The sequence below is a fragment of the Thermofilum uzonense genome (assembly GCF_000993805.1).
Taxonomy (GTDB): domain Archaea; phylum Thermoproteota; class Thermoprotei; order Thermofilales; family Thermofilaceae; genus Thermofilum; species Thermofilum uzonense.
In genome coordinates this window covers 106909-124677 of the sequence record NZ_CP009961.1, presented here as the reverse complement: position 1 = coordinate 124677, position 17769 = coordinate 106909, and the positions used below count along the sequence as shown (strand labels likewise).

The window sequence follows — 17769 nt, the reverse complement described above, 5'->3', positions numbered from 1 at the left end:
TTTTCACCTCTTCGAGTATAACCAGCAGTGGACAAAGTGTCCTTTTCCCAGTTCTACTTTGGGGGGGTTCTGAGTACGGCAGATTTCCATTGCGAAAGGGCATCTAGGCGCAAAGGGACAGCCAGGTTTCACATCTATGAGATTTGGAACTGTTCCTGGAATCGACTCAAGCTTTTCAACTTTCTTTAACGGGTTAGGGACACATTTTAAGAGAAGCTGTGTGTATGGATGTTGGGGTGACTCGAATAAAGTATATACGTCAGCTGTCTCAGCGATTCTGCCCCCATACATTACATAGACTCTATCAGCTATTTCAGCAACAATGCCCAGGTTATGTGTGATAAGCAGGAGACTCATCCCATATTTGTTTCTAAGTTCTCTTAGGAGATCTAGAATCTGGGCCTGCACTGTCACGTCGAGATTTGTCGTTGGTTCGTCAGCAATTAGTAGTCTTGGCTTGTTGGAAATTGCGGTGGCTATTACAACCCTTTGTCTTAGACCCCCACTGAGCTCATGCGGGTAACTTTTAACACGAACCTCTGGATTTGGAATCATAACATCCTGTAAGAGCTGAATAGCTTCATTCCAAGCTTCATCCTTTGAAACAGCCCTATGTTCAAGGATTGTTTCGACTATGTGTTCACCAGCTGTGTAGAGGGGGTCAAGCGCACTCGAGGGATCCTGGAAAACGTACGAGATTTCGTTTCCCCTAACGTCACGTAACTCGCTCTCGGTTAGTTTCAATAGTTCGACTACGCTCCCATTCCTTCTTCTGAAGTATATTCTTCCGGACTCAATCCTCCCAGGAGGCTCGATGAGACGAGTTAGTGCCCGAGTAAATACTGTCTTGCCGCTCCCAGTTTCTCCCACGAGAGCAACGGTTTCCCTTTCAAAAATGTCTAAATAGGCGTCGGATACTGCATGAACTACACCTGCATATGTATAAAATCTGACGTTGACGTCGCGAGCTGCTAGTATCTGATTCTCCTTTAGCTCCAAGCTCATTCTCTCACCACTATCTTGGATTTCAATTCTATAGAACGTCTAGTCTTAGGATCGAAAACATCTCGAAGAGCATCGCCAACAAGGTTCCAGCCTAGTGATATTAAAAGCAGTGCTGTTCCAGCCTCTACGACGATCCACCAACTGCGTTCGGGAAAGTATTGCCCTGCCTGGGAAATTATTAGACCTAAATCGGGTACAGGTGGTTGGGGACCTAATCCAAGGAAAGATAAGGCTGCAGAGCTTAACGTAGCGGTCGCAAAGTCAAAGGTTATCATCACTAACAGGGGAGACATTATATTTGGGAGCAAGTGACGGAAGAGGATCTTCCTTGTCGAGAGGCCCAAAGCTTTGGCCGCTTCTATGAAACCTTGCTCCTTTATCGTTAGTACGGATCCTCTCACCACTCTAGCGTAGGGCGGCCACCAGACGAGTATGAGAGCTAGAAAAACCGAGAGTAGATTCGCTAGATTAGGCGCATCCGTGGGATCCAGAGCAAAAATAGAGGCTACTATTTGTGTAAAAGATGGATTCGACATCATGAAATCTCTAAGGGATAATCTAAGCGTTAAGCTGAAGGCAATAGCTAGAATCAAGCCTGGAAATGCAAGCATCATGTCAGTAAACCTCATTATTACCTCATCTACAATCCCGCCCGAGTAGCCGGAAAGAAGACCTAATAGTATCCCTATAATCGCGCTTGTGAAGACAATTATAATACTCATTACGAGTGATATTCTGAAACCCCTTATTACAAGGCTTAAAATGTCACGTCCATAGTGGTCTGTTCCAGCCCAGGGAAGCCCCTCACAGTTACTCCAGCAGGGTGGATGGGGTAGTTTTCCAGCTAGATCGGGCCTTAGAAGTATAGGGTAGACGTTGTAAGGCTCCCAAGCAATAAAGGGACCGAAGATGGCTAGGAATAGCGTAACCATTACTAGGATAAGACCAGTTAGACCGATTTTCGAGGAAGTAAAAACGTATATGGAGAGCTTTGTCTCGACAAGCTTAGATTTATTCTTAGCAAGCCAACCCGGTTCAAGCTTATCTCTTAATTCAGCATACGTATCCACAATCCAGCTTCCAAGCCTGTAAAAAATATTCACATTCACCACCCTATCAGTATCTAACTCTTGGGTCTATCAGTGCATAAATCAAGTCAACCAGGAAATTCATTACTATATAGATAATTGAGAACATGAATGTACCAGCAATTATTATTGGAAAATTCAACCTTGTTATACCCTGATACATGTAGAGACCCATTCCCGGAATGTTAAAAACGGTTTCAGCAATAATAGCTCCCGTTAAAAGCCCTGCAAAGTCCAGTCCAAGAATAGTAACTATGGGAGCAAAAGCGTTCTTTAAGGCGTGACGCCATATACGGTTACTTGTTAAACCTCTAGCCTTTGCGAAGAGTATGGTCTCTGAGGCTAACGCATCGAGCAAGCTATTCCTGACTATTCTTGCTATGAATCCTCCTGAGAGCAACCCTAAGGCTAAGCCAGGTAACCACATCCTGGAAACTGTATTGGCGACTACACTAAAATCGAGGCATATGATTCCTCCGAATAGAGGAACTTGCCCCACTGCCCATATCAAGTATCCGAGGATTGGAATAGTATTTCTGATATTTTCAAGTGTAGCTACGCATCCAGGTGAGAGAGTAGGGACGCCTGCTAGGAGGGACGCCCTAATATACACATAAAATACGAGAATTAAGAAATAGTAGAGAACAAAGGCTGGAATGGAGCTTCCTAGCAGAGCAAATATTCGTACGAAGAAGTCGATGAAGCTGTCTTTCTTCGCGGCCGCTATTATGCCGAGAGGAATACCGATGAGTACTGTGAAAAACATTCCGAATATTGCTAGTTCAACTGTGATGGGAAACCTCTGAGCTACTTGCAAGACTACAGGAGTACCTCGTACAGGGTCAATTAAAGACCCTGTTAGTAGTTTTTCAACCAAGAAGGCAAACTGTTCATACCATGGGGCATCAAACTTGTAATCTTTTTTGAGCTTTTCGAGAGTTGATGGATCCATTAGTTTTTCACCTACCCATGCTCTGACAGGATCCGTTGGAATAACGTATGCTATGAGGTATGTTATGAGGAGAGCACCTATTACGCTGGGAAGAAACGTTATTAACCTTCTGACCAGATAAGTGCCTAAGCCCATCCCGTATACACCAGGAAAAAAATATTTTTCTTTTTTACGGCTTGAAACCGTATAACTGTTGCCAGAGTGTAGTGTTCCAATAGTACGGATTATATTTGAGAAGGATGTAACTATCCTCTTTATAGTCTGCCACGTAATAGGGACCTGTGGATACGGGTTTCGTAGAAAGAAGCTTAAAGGTAGCGTCGTTTTCACCGACACCAACGTACTTAGCCCAAGCGGAAGGGTTCCGTCCATTGTTGGAGTCGGCTAAAGCTGCCTGATACTGATTTCCTAGCGCGTATTGCATTGGTATGACAGACCCTACACCTGTGACGAAAATCTGAAGTATAGGTACATAGGGGGCCCTCAATTTGAATTTAACGACTCCAGAGGTTGGACCTGTGTAGCCGAAGAAGCTTAGAAGCTCATTTAAGCTATGAATTTCCGCTGATTTACCCTTATACATTGTTACTAATCCTTGGCTTTTAGCTATACTATCTAGCTCGTTCTCCGTGAGGACTGATGAGGCATTAACATCTATGTAGCTGTCGATCATCCATTGTGGTCCACCTGGTAAGTTGAGCCTAACAGCCCTCCAGGCACTGAATAAGGCGTCCACCGCCGATATTGGATAAGTTTTGTTATTCCAGGGATCATAAGCTTTAACGTTACCCCTAACGACGAAGTATAGATCAGTTAGATCCTTGCTGAAAGCCCAAGCCACTGATAACTCTGGTATCGGTTCTGTATCCTCTTTCCATGTTGTAACTAGCTTCCCATAGACTTGCCAGAAGATCTCCCAGCCGAAGCTTTCATAGGATTTAGCTGGGTCAAAGGTGTCAGGCCAGCCAATGTCGCCGATGACCATTGTCTCAGGATTGTTTTGTATGTTCTGAACACCTGTATCAGCGACAGGAGCATTAGGATCCTCCCAAACTAAGTCGTATCGGGCGAATGTGGCTAAAGGATAATACATGTCGTGAACCCAAGAGCCATAGTTTTCCCCGGTGATCTGCTGACCTATGATAAGGAGTGTGGATTGCCTGTTAAAGTAGATTACAGCAGCCTGTATTACAGCCTCTCTGACATTTTCCTCAAGTATCCTTTGTGCCACTTTGCATAATGCGCTAAGAGCCACGTCTTTAAGGCCACCTGTTCCCAGAGTGACCATATTAACAGGGTTTTGCCAGTTAGAGTTTGTGGTATCCCAGTCGACTACATATCCCACAGTTATTATAGGCTTATTTGTTGGACCAGTGTACTTGGCTCCGGTTCCCTTCTCTCCTACCACTACAATGTATTTCTCGGTTTCAATCGTCATATTTACCGAGGATAAGTAATTACCCACATTTGCAGGAGGGACATTGGCGTGATATTCTAGATCCTTGAACTCTGCTCCTCCCCATACGAAAGGCATCAAATAATCGTCTGGATCCATGTAATCGGGAATCCATCCTAGAAGCATTACCTGATGTTCAAAATGATCAGTTAAGTCCAGGTACTTAGGCCATGAATAGCTTTCTACAGTAACCTTGAAGCCTAGCTGGCTCCACGATTGTTGGAGTAGAGTTGCAATTTGCTGGCGGGCGGTGTTACCTTCGTTGTAAGTTATCGTTATAACATATTTTGAGGGATCAAAGCCTTTAGCTTTCAAGCTGCTTATTATCTGCTGAGCCTTGTTCATGTCATATTCATATTTGTTTATACCGAACTCCGTGTAACCTAACATCCCCTTAGGGATGATGGTATAAAGTCTTGTGTACAGACCACCGAAAACTTGTTTTAAAATAACATCGTAAGGTGTTGCATAGGCCAAAGCCTGTCGAACTTCAGGGATATTGAGTGGTTCTTTCATTGGATTGAGCCCTATGTATTGTATTGTCAGTTGAGGTTTGTCTGGACGTCGAACTAGATGTAGGTAGAAGGAGCCAACCTTGGTATTGTTAACGTCTGGCCATCGTGAGGGGGTTACGACTGCTATATCGAAAACGCCTGTCTTATACATGTTTATCCTTGTTCCTTCATCGTTCACAATTATGTAGAGAATCTGTTTGTGGAAAGGCTTAGCCGTTGTCACTGCACCTGTAGGAGCTTGCTTTTGCGTTGAGAGGTAGAAAATTAATGATGCGACCACAAGAAACGCTACAACGATTGCAAGAACAAGGCGTGCCTTCTTCGCTGTTTTATTCTCAGACACAGAGGGCCAAGCTGAAAGCAAATATATAAAGTTTTACTTAGAAATAATGAATTTATGACATGTCTTGAGAAATAGTTGAAAAAGATTTTTGACGGATGTAAAGTTGATAGAATGGCATAAATACAGAAACTCACTTATAGAGCTTTCTCGAGCATTAAGAGGTATTTCTTCGTTTCTCTTCCAAGTACGTAGCCGCCAATGTCTCCTGTGGAAGATATTACCCTGTGGCAAGGTATAAGTAGCAATACATGATTACTTCTGAGAACGCTAGCAACAACCCTGGGAGTCGTTGAAGCTTTTTCAGCAATAGCCTTGTACGTGGTTAACCTTCCATAGGGAATTCTCATTACTTCTTGCAGCACTCTAATCCTGACCGTGGACCCCGTAACAACTGGTTTGAAACTGAACGATCTTCTTATACCCTGGAAGTATTCGTGGAGCTCCTCTTCGAGGAGTGAGGCATGTGTGCCTGCTTCAGCGTTCTTCGGGGGATTAACTACTCCACTCTTGTGAAGAGCATGAACCATGTGGCCTTTTAACAAGAAGCAGAGCTCGCCAATGGGGGTCTGCATGCACTTATACTCGAACATTGCTGTCTCTGGAGAAATACACCTTTATTAACTCTCCTATAACGACGATTTTATACTGAGACTTGAGCTTGGTTATAGCTGCGGTTATTTCTTCACGTGTATATCCTTGATCGAGGAGATCTTTTATGAAGACGCGTCCAACATTATTGTATATATCCCTTCTAGCTAAATCTAGGATTAACCTGGAAAGTATTTCTAGATTAAAGGGGTTAGTCATCGGGGATGCATGCCCAGATTGTAGTGATAGTCGTCTTAAATAACTAACATCATAAGTAGGGTGTGCTATCGATCATTGCTCAAGAGCCACATAAAAAAGGATTTATTGAGGGTAAGTTTGGATTGGATGTGTCTGCTAGGGAGGTCGTGGTCGAGGAGTCTGTTTTTAAGGAGATTCTTCCCGTAAGTGTAATAATACCTTCGTTTCGGGGAAGCGATAGGCTCGTAAAACTTGTTAGGGACTTGCTTAGCAATAATTATCCCAGACTCGAGGTAGTTGTTGCGATAGATGAACCTTCAGAGAGTATAGTTAAAGAAGTGTCTCGGTTAAAGAGTTCAAATGTTAAATTTATTTTAAACTCAGAAAGAATGGGAAAGGTTAACGCATTAAACAAGGCTATCAAAGTGTCTGCTGGCGAAATTCTCATATTTTTAGACGATGATGTTGAGATCGCCGACCCCTTCTTTGTTGAGAGAGTCGTGGAAGAGATGAGGAACTATGATATCGCTGATATAAGGAAGGTAATTGTTGCAGAGAACCTACTAGGTAAGATGATTTACATCGAGTATACTGCAGTGAATTTTGCTAGTAAGCTTATGGCACGTCTTGCTCAGAGAACAGTTGCTGTTAATGGGGCTGCCTTTGCCATCAAACGCAAAGCGCTTGAGGAGTTAGGTCTTTTTAGACCCATTATCTCGGAAGATTTTGACCTTGCCATTAGGAGCTTTCTTAGGGGGCATAGATACGGATACATCGAGACAACATATGTTTTAAATTACCCTCCGGAATCTCTTAGGAAATGGTTCAAACAGCGGAAGAGGTGGGCTGTGGGCGTAGCGGATTGGCTAGAGAAATACTATAAGGTGGGTTTTGAGGCGTTAGTTAAAATGCCTCACGTGATAATTCCTGGACTCATACTTTCCCTGCCATCGATCGTCTCTAGTGTACTTCCCTTCTTCCTTTATAATTATACCATCCTGAAGGGGTTCTACCTTCTCCTGCTCTACATGTCATCACTTGTTAGCCAAGTAATACCCTTTGCAACCCTGATTTCGGTGAACTTACAGGTCGTGTATCTTATTCCTCTCATGGTAACACTAGGCTTCTTCACGCTGTGGCATTACATAGCATCCAAATACGTCGGCATGAAGTCCTATGTATACCTTTATCCAGTCTACTTTCTTGTTTACCAACCTCTATGGTTTACCATTCTTCTAGCAGGCCTTATAAGGGTCGTTGTCCTGGGCCGAAAAGACCTGCAGGACTGGGTAGTCTAAAAAGGAAACTTCGTCGATTGTTGAATGCCTAATCGGCAAAGCTTAAATACCGTACAATATGTAGCAAAGACCAAGCGGTGTGAGATTGTATGATGATCGTAGTACAGAGAGCCCTGGGTGCATTCATTTCACCGAATCCCTTGGCTTCCCATGACAAATTTGCACATGCGGTTTCCAATGCACTTGCCCTTAACAGTTTAACGGGACCCGCCTTCGAGGTAAAAACTGGGGAGCTTGAACTAGAGTTTGACTCTAAAACGCTCGTCGCTTTCGCGGGGGATTCAGAGGTATATGTCGACGGTAGGAGAGTCGAGCCCTGGGCAGCCTACTTTGCTAAAGAGAGGGTAACTTTGAAAACTACGGGAAGGGCATATATCTCGGTTCGCGGGTTAAGGGGAAGCATTAGAAGAAAACAGGTTTTGAAAAGCGGAGAAGCTTACCCCCTAGAACAGTTGAACGGCATTAATGAAAGCGATCTAAGAGCGCTAAGGGTTCCATCCACGCTTCGCTTTGCTAATGGAGACTGGCTCGAGGCAGTCGCTAGGATTCAAAGACACCTGGGAATGGTTTTGGAGGCGGTTAGGAAGGGCGCTGAACAAGTAAAGGTTCGCGTTGGTGGCGGAGAGTTTGAGGTGTGGGTCTTAGAGCTTTCCTAGAGCCTTCCAGGTGTTTTCATGCCAAGTAGAATAGAGGATCTTCTTAGAAGAAGAAGTGAGACTCAACGCGTGAGCGAGGAGCGAGCGAGGACGTTGCACGAGCAGGGAAAGCTTACAGTTATAGAAAGGCTAAACTTGCTACTCGATCCTGACTCACTCATCCCTATCGGGAGGTATGTTCTCCATAGAGCAACTGGTTTCGGAATGGAGTTAAGGAAAGCTTATGGCGACGGTGTAATTGCTGGGCTGGGATCCGTTAATGGTAGACGTGTGGCAGTGTATGCTCAGGACTTCACCTTTATGGGTGGAAGCGTAGGAGAGATGCATGCCTACAAGATAGCCAGAACAATTGAGACAGCCGTGAAGCTGGGCATCCCGGTAATAGGACTTAACGATTCGGGCGGCGCGCGCATACAGGAGGGTGTTGATTCCCTTAAAGGCTACGGAGATATCTTCTATAGGAACGTTATGGCCAGCGGTGTTGTTCCGCAGATAGTCGCAATACTGGGTCCTTGTGCTGGAGGAGCAGTTTACAGTCCAGCTTTAGCGGATTTCATCATCATGACGAGGAAAAGCTACATGTTCATAACGGGACCGAAAGTTGTGAAAGCCTCGATTGGTGAGGATATCTCGACGGAAGAGCTTGGGGGAGCTGAGGTTCATGCTTCAAAGAGTGGGGTTGCACACTTCGTAGTTGAAGACGACAGAGAGGCTGTAAATCTAATCAAGAAACTCATCAGCTACCTTCCAAGTAATAACGCTGAAGATCCTCCTTTTCTCGAGACTAAAGACTCTCCTTACAGGGAGGATCCTACGCTCGATTCAATTGTTCCAGAGGACCCAGCAAAGCCCTATGATGTTAGAGAGATTATCGGTAGAGTTTTCGATTATGAAAGCTTCCTGGAGGTGCACGCGAACTTTGCTCAAAACGCTGTTGTGGGCTTCGCCCGGCTTGGAGGGCATGGGGTGTGCGTCGTAGCGAACCAGCCTGCAGTTATGGCCGGCAGCCTTGATATAGACTCCTCCGATAAGATCAGCAGATTCGTTACATTTTGCGACTCTTTTAATTTCCCGATCATCACCTTTGTTGATGTTCCTGGGTTTTTGCCCGGAAGCTTTCAGGAACATCACGGCGTGATAAGGCATGGTGCAAAAATCATCTATGCATATGCGGATGCTACGGTACCTAAAATAACAGTTATACTCAGGAAGGCTTACGGAGGAGCATACATTGCTATGGGAAGCAAGCATCTAGGTGCGGACTTCGTTTTAGCTTGGCCAACAGCCGAGATAGCAGTGATGGGCCCTGAGGGCGCCATAGAGATAATATACAAGAAAGAGCTAGAGAGCGCCGAGAACCCCGAGGAGCTCGCAAAAACATTCGTTGAAAAATACCGTAACGAGATCGCTAATCCATATGTGCCCGCCAGCAGAGGATATGTTGACGACGTTATTATCCCTCGAGAAACGCGTGCCTACCTTTACAAGCTTCTAACATTCCTTATGGATAAAAGGGAAAAACAGCCGAGGCCGCCGCGCAAGCATGGAGTCCCGCCGGTGTAGCGCATGGAGTCCTCTAAGCGTGCTGTGATCTTAGCCGCGGTACTGGCGTTTCTGCGAATTAAAGAAAAATCAAAAGAGAAGACAATAATTATTGAGGAGAGCCGTCCAATCAGCGCGTGGAGACTTTCCAGGAAGTTAGACTTGTTTGAAAACGATGTTACTTGTTTCGGGTGACCACTATGAAGAAAAAATTTCTAGTAATACTTGACGGCGAAGCCTTTGAGGTTGAAGTTGAGGTTGAGGAGGGTAAAGGCTCTTTGGAAACACTCCTCTCAGTGCTCCAGACAGGAGTAGTCAAGAAAGTCGAGTCACCACCCCTAGGTAAGGGCGTTATCTCGTCTCCCATTACTGGAAAAGTTGCGCGAATAACGGTGAGTAAAGGTGATCATGTGGGTCCAGGAGATGTCCTCGCCGTGATTGAGGCCATGAAGACACTCGTAGAAGTAAAGTCAAATAACGAGGGCATGGTTGTAGAGATATATGCCAGGGAAGGAGACGTCGTTAAGCAGGGAGAACCCCTTTTCAAGGTCGAGTAACAAGCTTAGGCCTAATCCTCAATAGATTCTTTGATGCTACGCTAGTTTTTCAAAGCACCCTGAAACCCAACTAATGAAGATAACTGCTAAGGGTCAGGAGACATTACGAGGTTTACTGGGAAACTTCTAGCTAGGCCCGCGGATACCAGATAACAAGTCCTTGAGAGAACAAGCTTAAAATAACCTTGCAAAGTATTAGAATTATATGGGCCAACTGGAATTTCAAGGTGTTCTTATAGAGCATCTATCCCATGCGGCGTTTAAGATCTCGGGAAGTGGAATTACAATATATGTTGACCCATTCGAGATAGAAAAGGAATCCAGAGATGGTGATATTATCATCTGTACTCATGACCACTATGATCATTGTAGCCCCGAAGACGTGCATAAGGTCTCTAAACGGGAAGGAGTTATAGTCGCGAGCGTTAACTGCAAATCAAAAATAGAGAAGCTTGGCTTTACTCATCACCTGCTGGAACCTGGAAATAAGATCGAGGTTAAAGGTGTCACTATTGAAGCTGTCCCTGCCTATAATATCGGGAAACGCTTTCATCCTAGGGACTACAAAGGTATAGGAGTCATTATAGGCATTGGTGGTATTCGCATATACCATGCAGGAGACACAGATTATATTCCGGAGATGAAGGATCTGAAGGGAAAGGTTGACATCGCATTGCTTCCGGTGAGCGGTACCTATGTCATGACAGCTGAGGAAGCAGTAAAAGCTGCGCTGGACATTGAGCCGAAGATTGCAGTACCAATGCACTATGGCGTAATAGTTGGCTCTACTGCGGACGCAGAGATGTTTAAGAAAAAGCTTGAAGGAAAGGTAAGAGTAGAAATAATTTAGCTATTTTTCTATTTTCAACAGTTTTTATGACTTTAACTTTAAGAAAGCCGTAGACAGGTTTTTGTGCAAAGTGCCATGATTTTTTAAGAGCAAATCATGATGGAGGCCTACCCGGTTTTTCAGGGTTTACGCAGGACTCATTACATTAGAACCTTTGGAGACTATGTAGAGCTTCTTTGGGACAATAAGGTAACTCATTACCTGTGGAGTGGCGAGCTAGGATTCAGAACCTTAGGTAACAGCAATTTCCTTAAAGCGGTTTATGAAGACCCCATGCCACTGCACTTAGAGTTACGAGAAAATTTCCTAGAAAAACGTCTAGTTAAGGCACAAGAGCAACTCGGAAGAGTATTGGAGGGAAAAACAGTTATGGCCGACCTGAGCGGAGGTAAGGACAGCACCGCCCAACTCATTCTTCTAGACAGACTAAGAGAAAAGATAAGGTTCAATTTAATTGCCGTTTACGTTCATATGCCTTATCTAGAGCCCCTGGAAAACATATCCTTCGCGGAGAGAGTAGCCGAGAGGATCGGGGTGCCTTTCTATTACAAGGAGGCGGATCGAGGAATGATCAGGTACTTTCTACAACGTGATAGTCTTCCAAAGAGGGGAGACCGGTGGTGTACCTACTTGAAGTCAAAAGCGCTCCGAGAGGCCCGTAAAGAGCTTAAAGCTGACTTCGAGGCTAAGGGTGATCGAATGCTTGAATCGGGTAAGAGAATGAAAAAATTGAAAAACATGGCCATTAAAACGAGTTTCATACATGGAAAGACATTGAATCTCATTTATGATTTCTCAGCTGCCGAGACGGCAAAGATAGTGAAGGAGCATCATCTTGTACATCCTCACTATCTACAAGGAATACCCCGCGTCTCGTGCAGGTTTTGCCCGTATAGAGGACTGTACGAGATCCAAGCATCTAAGAATCAAGAGGTTGAAGACGAAGGATTCCTCGAGGACTCTGCCAGAACTCATTTCAGAAGATACTACTCTATGATTGTTCCATGGGACATTTTTTGGGAGCTATCCTTATGGAGGTTCCAACCAAGTCTCGCACGTTTAAGGCTTCAAGAAATGAGAAACGTTGATTATGGTGAGTTTGTGTCCATCACGGATGTTAGGAGGATGTTAGCTAGTATGTGGGAGGTTCTATGAGTTCGAGGAGAGGATTCTGGACGGAGTTGCTCGCGTTTCACATACTGGAAAGTTTGGGCTTCGAGATACAAGAATATAGACACAGAATAACCCGTTCGGGTGTAGAAGTTGCGGAAATAGACGCTTTAGCAAGGAAAAACAACGATTTGTATGCAGTTGAGGTCAAATCGGGAAGAATATCAACCACCGATATAAGACAGGCCTTTGCTAATGCACAGCTTATAGGCGCTAAGCCCTTGGTAGTTGCTCGGGGCTTCGCGGATAAGAGCGCGGAGGCATACGCGAACGAGTTAAAGGTAGAAGTCATTCTTATCCCGGATTATTTACACTTTATCTCAACCGAGGAGTTAATGGCTGTAATGGAGGAAGCTATACTTAACTCACTCGATAAACTTCTAGACGTCAACTTTAAGGATTTGAGTGAAAAGGAATTAGGGGTTATACGTTCACTTGCCACAAGCAAGAATCCGGAGGAGGCTTGCCGAGCTCTGGGGATGAGCCTAGAAGAATTCTCAACAGTACTTGGCCGTCTAAGGGAGAAAGGAGTACTGGTAAGTGACTCCTCCTTTACACGTCTAAGGGTACAAGCCAGGCTTGTTTTACTCTTGAGGAAAGCTTTCGAGCATTGAAGAGGCGGCTACTTTACCCTGTCGAGGACTATAGCAGGACATACCTTCTTGACCCCCTCCATTTTTCCAATGTCTTCAATGATATTCATCAATTCTTCTGCGGATTTGGCCCAGATCTCCACCATAATCATGTGGTCCCCAGTAGTGATGAAGACTGACGTTGTGTATTCCTTCTTTGAAAGCTCATTAGCTGTCGAGAGAACCTTGTCCGGCTCGGTGTCTACGCCTACAAGAGCAACACCGTTGTAGCCCACCTTCTTTGGCTCGACTACTATCGTGTATTTTTTGATTATTCCGTCTTTTTCAAGCTTCTTTATTCTCTTTTTCACCGCTACATCTGTTATGCCTACTTTCTCGGCTATCTTGGTTAAAGGCAATCTCGCATTCTCGATTAGCAGGCGTAATATTGTGATGTCCTTTTCGTCCATTTTAAACCTCTACCTCCTACAAGAAATAGAATAAAAGCATTGCTTTATAAAGATGCTTTAGAATTCAACTTGTAAAATTTAAGGTAAACTTTTTAAGAAAATTTTCTATGGTACAGCCTTTTCAATTTCTAAAATCAAACCCATTGTTATGTCTTCAAATACTGAACCTTTAGCCTCCTCTATTGCCTTGCTACGCATTGATTGTGCTATTTCCTCGACACGTGGATAACTGTTACGCATGTACCTAAGAGCTTGAAGATAAGTGGCAACCGCGTCTGCCACATGTGCGATTCTAGACTCGATTGATCTTTTACTCAACCACTCCTCAATAATCTCTTTAACTTCTAAATCCACCTGTAGTTCCCTGAGCGCCTTCCTCTCGAGATCGTTTTTGACTTCTCCTAGAAGGCTTCCTACGTATCTTGGTATATCCCCTATAATACCTTCAAGGAGGTCATGAAAAAGCGCTATGGTGGCAGCTCTGTAAGGGTTTACTTCCACTCCTCTACTTTTCGTCCTAGAGGCTATGAGGAATGCGATAACAGCAGCCTCCCACGAGTGTTGTGAGACTGTTTCAGCGTCTGAGCCGGGAATACCGCGCATCATCCAACCTGTACGCGTTAACCATTTAGCAGCCTCCAGTGTATCCCACAAGCTCACGGGGTAAAAGGACTCATATGGATATTTAAGCATGAGGCTGTATAAAAGAAAAAACATATAGTTTTCTATATCATTCTTTCCGTGTGCCTGTCCTGGTTAGCTTTTGGGGGAAGGGGGGCGTAGGGAAAACAACCATCTCGTCGGCTTTCGCATTAAGACTGGCACAAAAGGGCTTCAGAGTTTATCTCATTTCGACAGACTTTGTACCCTCGTTATCAGATGTACTGGACGTGGATCTCTCAGATGGCCCAAAGGAGGTTTCCAGGGGACTTATAGTTGAACAGCTAACAGAGGAAAAAATTGTTGAACTATGGAAGGAAAGGTTCGGAGAAGAGGTATACAGGGTTGCCTCCAGCATATTCCCTGTGGATCGCGAAATAATTGATTACGTTGCTAGGGCGCCAGGAATAGTTGAAGAGTTCACCCTGTACTATGTATGGCATAGATTCTCAACGATGAACGTCGATGTTGTAGTCTGGGATACGATGGCAACAGGGGGTGGTATCAGAATGCTCAGAATCGAGAAAGAATTCTATGACCATCTTGGCGAGGCTGCTAAGCTATACCTGAAAGTAAAGGGTGTATTAGACAAGATAAGGAGGGGGGAAAGCGAGCCTCTCGTACTCATTGAGTCCTGGAGGAGGCTTGCCGAAGACGTTTTTAGCTTCCTTCGCAGCAAGGAACATAGGGCTGTCCTCGTCTCAAGACCCTTACGTATAGATTTAAACGTAGCAAGGAAGATATATGCTGAGCTTAAAGACACAGGAATTCCTTTAAAGGCGCTCATAGTAAACATGGTGAGCAATCAAAACAAGGACATCCTTCTAAGCTTTGAGGAAGAGTTCAAAAGTAAATTGGGCTTGATCACAATACCTCAAAGGGATTCCTCACCTCTAGGGCTAGACGCATTGAGCCAACTATTCTCTCCCGAAGTCTGGAATATGCTCCAAGAGTTGGTCCTATTTTCTTGAATAGTTTTTAACCCCTAGAATAGCCGCTACTCCACCCAGATAGTCGAACAGAATCCTAACCTTTACTAGGGATATCCGTTGCGCGTACAAAATTGAAACTGTTAGGCTTAGAGTCACCCTTATATCTATACCCTTCACCTTCTTGTCGTACCCCAATGTCCAGTGAAAAAAATTGGCACTCGATGCCAGTTGAAGAAGTCTTCAAGATGCTAGATACTTCTCCTAGTGGACTTTCACAGGAAGAGGCCCGCAGAAGGCTGGAAGTTTACGGTTATAACAGGCTCGAGGAGGAGAAAAAGGTAAGCCCTTTAAAGCTATTCATTGAGCAATTTAAGAATCCTCTCACGGCTCTATTACTTTTTGCTACAATTCTATCCCTCCTTATAGGGGAGACGCTTGACGCCGTGGTCATAATTGTCCTAGTGCTTGCCGGGGCGCTATTAGGGTTTTACCAGGAATATAGGGCGGAAAGAGCCCTGGAAGCGTTGAAAAAGATGTCTTCCCCCCAGGCAACAGTAATAAGAGATGGCGTGATCAAGGTGGTTAGCTCCGAGGAAGTTGTCCCCGGAGACATCATAGTTTTAAGCGCTGGAGACAAGATAGCAGCGGATGCAAGGCTAATAGAAACTGTGGATCTACGCGTGGATGAGGCAATTCTGACCGGCGAGTCTGCTCCTGTCGACAAGGAAACTGGGATCTTGGAGGTTGATACTCCTCTAGCTGAAAGGACTAACATGGTTTTCGCAGGGACGGCTGTCGTCTACGGGAAGGGGAAGGGTGTTGTTGTAGCAACAGGCACAAACACTGAGCTAGGGAAGATAGCTGAGTCTCTTCAAGAAGTAAAAACTGAGAAAACCCCTCTAGAAAAACAGCTTGACATGCTTGGTAAAGTCCTCCTGATATTAATGGTGATCGTCGCAACCATAGTATCACTCGTGGGGATGTTTTACTGGAAAATGAGACTCATAGACTTAATTCTCTGGGCTGTAAGCCTAGCTGTGGCCGCTGTCCCAGAGGCCTTACCCGTAATCGTGACAGGTTCTCTAGCCATTGGAGTTTACAAGATGGCTAAGAGGAAAGCCATAGTACGCAAGCTCCCGGCAGTCGAAACACTAGGCTCAACAACCTACATTTGCAGCGACAAAACCGGCACAATGACGAAGGGAGAAATGACCGTTGTTAAAGCCTGGATATTCGATCAGGAAATCGAGGTTACCGGTACGGGATACCAGCCTGTTGGCAAACTCTTGAGCAACAAAGAGCCCGTTAACATTTCAGAAAACAAGGCTTTGGAGCTTCTCCTACTTAATGCATTTAACAATAATGATGCACAGCTAGTCCAGGAAGACTCCAAGTGGACATTAAGGGGGGATACTACGGAAGGCGCTCTGAAGGTTTTTGCTCTTAAGGCTGGCATTAACCAGAGCCTTGAACGTATAGGCGAGATCCCCTTCTCGTCTGAGAGAAAGAGAATGAGCACCCTACATCCATGGAGAGAGTTCAACGTGATGTTTGTCAAGGGTGCGACTGAAATTATACTTCAGCTCTCATCAAAAATAATGTTGCCAAGTGGTAAGCTCTTTGACATCAATGAGGATATTCGTGAGAGGATAATGAAGGTAAACGATGATTTTGCAAGGCAAGGATTAAGAAACATTGCTTTTGCCGTGAAGTTCTTCCCATCCGAGAAGAATGTGATAAAGGAGGAGGATGAAGGGGATCTCATATTTTTAGGTATTGCCGCCCTTATTGATCCTCCACGCCCCGAAGTCTATCCGGCTCTTGAAACGTGCCGAAGAGCCGGTATCAAAGTAGCTATGATAACCGGTGATCATAAGCTCACAGCCGTCACCGTCGCGAAGCAGCTTGGTTTGCTCGATGAGGGCGATGTGGTGATTACTGGAACTGAACTCGAGAAACTCAACGACAATGATCTTGAGAACATGGTTGAGAAGATAAGGGTGTTTGCCCGAGTTTCCCCCGAGCATAAATTAAGGATAGTTAGAGCACTGAAGAAAAAGAATCACGTTGTAGCCATGACGGGTGACGGTGTGAACGACGCCCCCGCTTTAAAGGCTGCCGATGTAGGAATCGCTATGGGTATCACAGGCAGTGAGGTTGCGAAGGAGGCAGCAGCTATGGTCTTAGCCGATGATAATTTTGCAACAATTGTAGAGGCTATTAAGCTAGGACGCGAGATATTCGAGAACATAAGAAAATATCTAATATACTTATTATCCGCTAACATAGCCGAGTTGCTGACACCATTATTTGCAACTTTCCTAGGTCTCCCCATACCCTTCACAGCGACACAACTGCTCTGGATTAATTTGATTACAGATGGCGCACCCGCAATAGCGTTAAGCCTCGAGCCGGGCGAGCCCGACTTATTAGAGAGAAAGCCCCGTAAGCCCAACTCTCCTATCTTTACGCGAGAAGAAATCATCGGTTTTCTGGTAACCACACCGTTGATTCTAACCATCAGTCTGACATTGTTGTTCAAGAACCTCATAGATCTTGGTATCCCCGAAGTAGAGGCCCGCACAACGCTCTTCACAACCATGATCCTAACAGAGTTATTGCTAGCTTATCTCTTAAGATCCCTGCGTAGACCAATATATGAGCTCTCGCCGCTCCGCAATAAGACTCTAATCTTAGTCTTGATACTGTCCTTCGTTATACAACTCGGGATGCTCAGCATTCCTATTGTACAAGCAGCCTTAAACATCTCGAAGATCTCAATTGATGACTTTGAAAAAGCCCTAATTGTCTTAGCTTTAATATTTGTCACCGTGGAGACTTCCAAGGCAATTATTAGGATTTTGGAAAAAAGACAATATCCGTGAAATTTATCGGCTTCGCCTAAAACAAATCTCGC

General features: G+C 44.7%; 19 protein-coding genes. 10 read left to right on the top strand and 9 right to left on the bottom strand.

Annotation, left to right across the window (positions count from 1 at the left end; translation table 11 throughout):
- Positions 1–3 precede the first annotated feature (3 nt).
- From MA03_RS00705 to MA03_RS00680, 6 genes are all read right to left on the bottom strand, one after another.
- A complete protein-coding gene (locus MA03_RS00705; protein WP_052883435.1) occupies positions 4–1005 on the bottom strand; it encodes an ABC transporter ATP-binding protein in 1002 nt (333 codons plus the stop codon).
- Positions 1002–2108, bottom strand: coding sequence for an ABC transporter permease (locus tag MA03_RS00700; RefSeq protein ID WP_052883434.1), 1107 nt, complete (start codon positions 2106–2108; stop codon positions 1002–1004). Before MA03_RS00700 ends, MA03_RS00705 begins: the two co-directional genes overlap by 4 nt.
- Before the next feature lie 13 nt (positions 2109–2121).
- Entirely contained in the window at positions 2122–3180 is a 1059-nt protein-coding gene (locus tag MA03_RS00695; protein ID WP_052883433.1) for an ABC transporter permease, read from the bottom strand.
- A 34-nt stretch (positions 3181–3214) separates the two neighbouring features.
- On the bottom strand, positions 3215–5359 hold the full coding sequence (locus tag MA03_RS00690) for an ABC transporter substrate-binding protein (protein ID WP_052883432.1): 2145 nt from the start codon (positions 5357–5359) through the stop codon (positions 3215–3217).
- A gap of 134 nt (positions 5360–5493) precedes the next feature.
- A complete protein-coding gene (locus tag MA03_RS00685; protein ID WP_052883431.1) occupies positions 5494–5949 on the bottom strand; it encodes a methylated-DNA--[protein]-cysteine S-methyltransferase in 456 nt (151 codons plus the stop codon).
- Positions 5936–6166, bottom strand: coding sequence for a hypothetical protein (locus MA03_RS00680; RefSeq protein WP_052883430.1), 231 nt, complete (start codon positions 6164–6166; stop codon positions 5936–5938). The genes MA03_RS00685 and MA03_RS00680 overlap by 14 nt, the downstream gene beginning before the upstream one ends.
- Before the next feature lie 128 nt (positions 6167–6294).
- On the opposite strand from MA03_RS00680, the gene MA03_RS00675 reads away from it, so the two are divergent.
- The 8 genes from MA03_RS00675 (at position 6295) to MA03_RS00645 (ending at position 12832) form a co-directional block, all read left to right on the top strand.
- Complete coding sequence (locus MA03_RS00675; protein ID WP_191118611.1) at positions 6295–7443, top strand: glycosyltransferase; 1149 nt, start codon at positions 6295–6297, stop codon at positions 7441–7443.
- Between the two features lie 89 nt (positions 7444–7532).
- Positions 7533–8099, top strand: coding sequence for a 5-oxoprolinase subunit C family protein (locus tag MA03_RS00670; protein ID WP_191118610.1), 567 nt, complete (start codon positions 7533–7535; stop codon positions 8097–8099).
- Between the two features lie 18 nt (positions 8100–8117).
- Positions 8118–9662 (top strand): acyl-CoA carboxylase subunit beta, encoded by a 1545-nt coding sequence (locus MA03_RS00665; RefSeq protein ID WP_052883427.1) that lies wholly within the window; start codon positions 8118–8120, stop codon positions 9660–9662.
- A 3-nt stretch (positions 9663–9665) separates the two neighbouring features.
- On the top strand, positions 9666–9836 hold the full coding sequence (locus MA03_RS08530) for a hypothetical protein (RefSeq protein ID WP_191118609.1): 171 nt from the start codon (positions 9666–9668) through the stop codon (positions 9834–9836).
- Between the two features lie 5 nt (positions 9837–9841).
- The gene (locus tag MA03_RS00660; protein WP_191118608.1) at positions 9842–10198 is read left to right on the top strand and encodes a biotin/lipoyl-containing protein; all 357 of its coding nucleotides are present in this window, start codon (positions 9842–9844) and stop codon (positions 10196–10198) included.
- Positions 10199–10403: 205 nt separating this feature from the next.
- On the top strand, positions 10404–11048 hold the full coding sequence (locus tag MA03_RS00655) for an MBL fold metallo-hydrolase (protein ID WP_052883425.1): 645 nt from the start codon (positions 10404–10406) through the stop codon (positions 11046–11048).
- A 96-nt stretch (positions 11049–11144) separates the two neighbouring features.
- A complete protein-coding gene (locus tag MA03_RS00650; protein WP_191118607.1) occupies positions 11145–12203 on the top strand; it encodes a phosphoadenosine phosphosulfate reductase domain-containing protein in 1059 nt (352 codons plus the stop codon).
- Positions 12200–12832 carry a hypothetical protein gene (locus tag MA03_RS00645; RefSeq protein ID WP_052883423.1) on the top strand — a complete coding sequence of 211 codons (633 nt, stop codon included), beginning with the start codon at positions 12200–12202 and terminating at the stop codon, positions 12830–12832. The genes MA03_RS00650 and MA03_RS00645 overlap by 4 nt, the downstream gene beginning before the upstream one ends.
- Positions 12833–12840: 8 nt before the next feature.
- Here the strand turns inward: MA03_RS00645 and MA03_RS00640 are convergent, their stop codons facing one another.
- The gene (locus MA03_RS00640; RefSeq protein WP_052883422.1) at positions 12841–13260 is read right to left on the bottom strand and encodes an Lrp/AsnC family transcriptional regulator; all 420 of its coding nucleotides are present in this window, start codon (positions 13258–13260) and stop codon (positions 12841–12843) included.
- A gap of 105 nt (positions 13261–13365) precedes the next feature.
- Positions 13366–13920: an HD domain-containing protein gene (locus MA03_RS00635; protein WP_191118606.1), complete on the bottom strand. Its 555-nt coding sequence runs from the start codon at positions 13918–13920 to the stop codon at positions 13366–13368.
- Between the two features lie 83 nt (positions 13921–14003).
- Here MA03_RS00635 and MA03_RS00630 point away from each other — a divergent pair, with 83 nt between their 5' ends.
- Positions 14004–14891 carry an ArsA family ATPase gene (locus MA03_RS00630; RefSeq protein WP_052883420.1) on the top strand — a complete coding sequence of 296 codons (888 nt, stop codon included), beginning with the start codon at positions 14004–14006 and terminating at the stop codon, positions 14889–14891.
- On the opposite strand, the gene MA03_RS08525 is transcribed toward MA03_RS00630, so the two are convergent.
- A complete protein-coding gene (locus MA03_RS08525; RefSeq protein ID WP_191118605.1) occupies positions 14880–15029 on the bottom strand; it encodes a hypothetical protein in 150 nt (49 codons plus the stop codon). The two genes, MA03_RS00630 and MA03_RS08525, sit on opposite strands and share 12 nt — an antisense overlap.
- Before the next feature lie 17 nt (positions 15030–15046).
- On the opposite strand from MA03_RS08525, the gene MA03_RS00625 reads away from it, so the two are divergent.
- The gene (locus MA03_RS00625) at positions 15047–17737 is read left to right on the top strand and encodes a cation-translocating P-type ATPase (RefSeq protein WP_052883419.1); all 2691 of its coding nucleotides are present in this window, start codon (positions 15047–15049) and stop codon (positions 17735–17737) included.
- Positions 17738–17769: the final 32 nt, after the last annotated feature.

Bases quoted from the DNA above. Each gene is read 5' to 3' on its own strand.
- MA03_RS00705 (WP_052883435.1), bottom strand. From the start codon at position 1,005: ATGAGCTTGGAGCTAAAGGAGAATCAGATACTAGCAGCTCGCGACGTC.
- MA03_RS00695 (WP_052883433.1), bottom strand. From the start codon at position 3,180: ATGGGCTTAGGCACTTATCTGGTCAGAAGGTTAATAACGTTTCTTCCC.
- MA03_RS00685 (WP_052883431.1), bottom strand. From the start codon at position 5,949: ATGTTCGAGTATAAGTGCATGCAGACCCCCATTGGCGAGCTCTGCTTC.
- MA03_RS00680 (WP_052883430.1), bottom strand. From the start codon at position 6,166: ATGACTAACCCCTTTAATCTAGAAATACTTTCCAGGTTAATCCTAGAT.
- MA03_RS00670 (WP_191118610.1), top strand. From the start codon at position 7,533: ATGATGATCGTAGTACAGAGAGCCCTGGGTGCATTCATTTCACCGAAT.
- MA03_RS00665 (WP_052883427.1), top strand. From the start codon at position 8,118: ATGCCAAGTAGAATAGAGGATCTTCTTAGAAGAAGAAGTGAGACTCAA.
- MA03_RS08530 (WP_191118609.1), top strand. From the start codon at position 9,666: ATGGAGTCCTCTAAGCGTGCTGTGATCTTAGCCGCGGTACTGGCGTTT.
- MA03_RS00660 (WP_191118608.1), top strand. From the start codon at position 9,842: ATGAAGAAAAAATTTCTAGTAATACTTGACGGCGAAGCCTTTGAGGTT.
- MA03_RS00655 (WP_052883425.1), top strand. From the start codon at position 10,404: ATGGGCCAACTGGAATTTCAAGGTGTTCTTATAGAGCATCTATCCCAT.
- MA03_RS00650 (WP_191118607.1), top strand. From the start codon at position 11,145: ATGATGGAGGCCTACCCGGTTTTTCAGGGTTTACGCAGGACTCATTAC.
- MA03_RS00645 (WP_052883423.1), top strand. From the start codon at position 12,200: ATGAGTTCGAGGAGAGGATTCTGGACGGAGTTGCTCGCGTTTCACATA.
- MA03_RS00640 (WP_052883422.1), bottom strand. From the start codon at position 13,260: ATGGACGAAAAGGACATCACAATATTACGCCTGCTAATCGAGAATGCG.
- MA03_RS00625 (WP_052883419.1), top strand. From the start codon at position 15,047: ATGTCCAGTGAAAAAAATTGGCACTCGATGCCAGTTGAAGAAGTCTTC.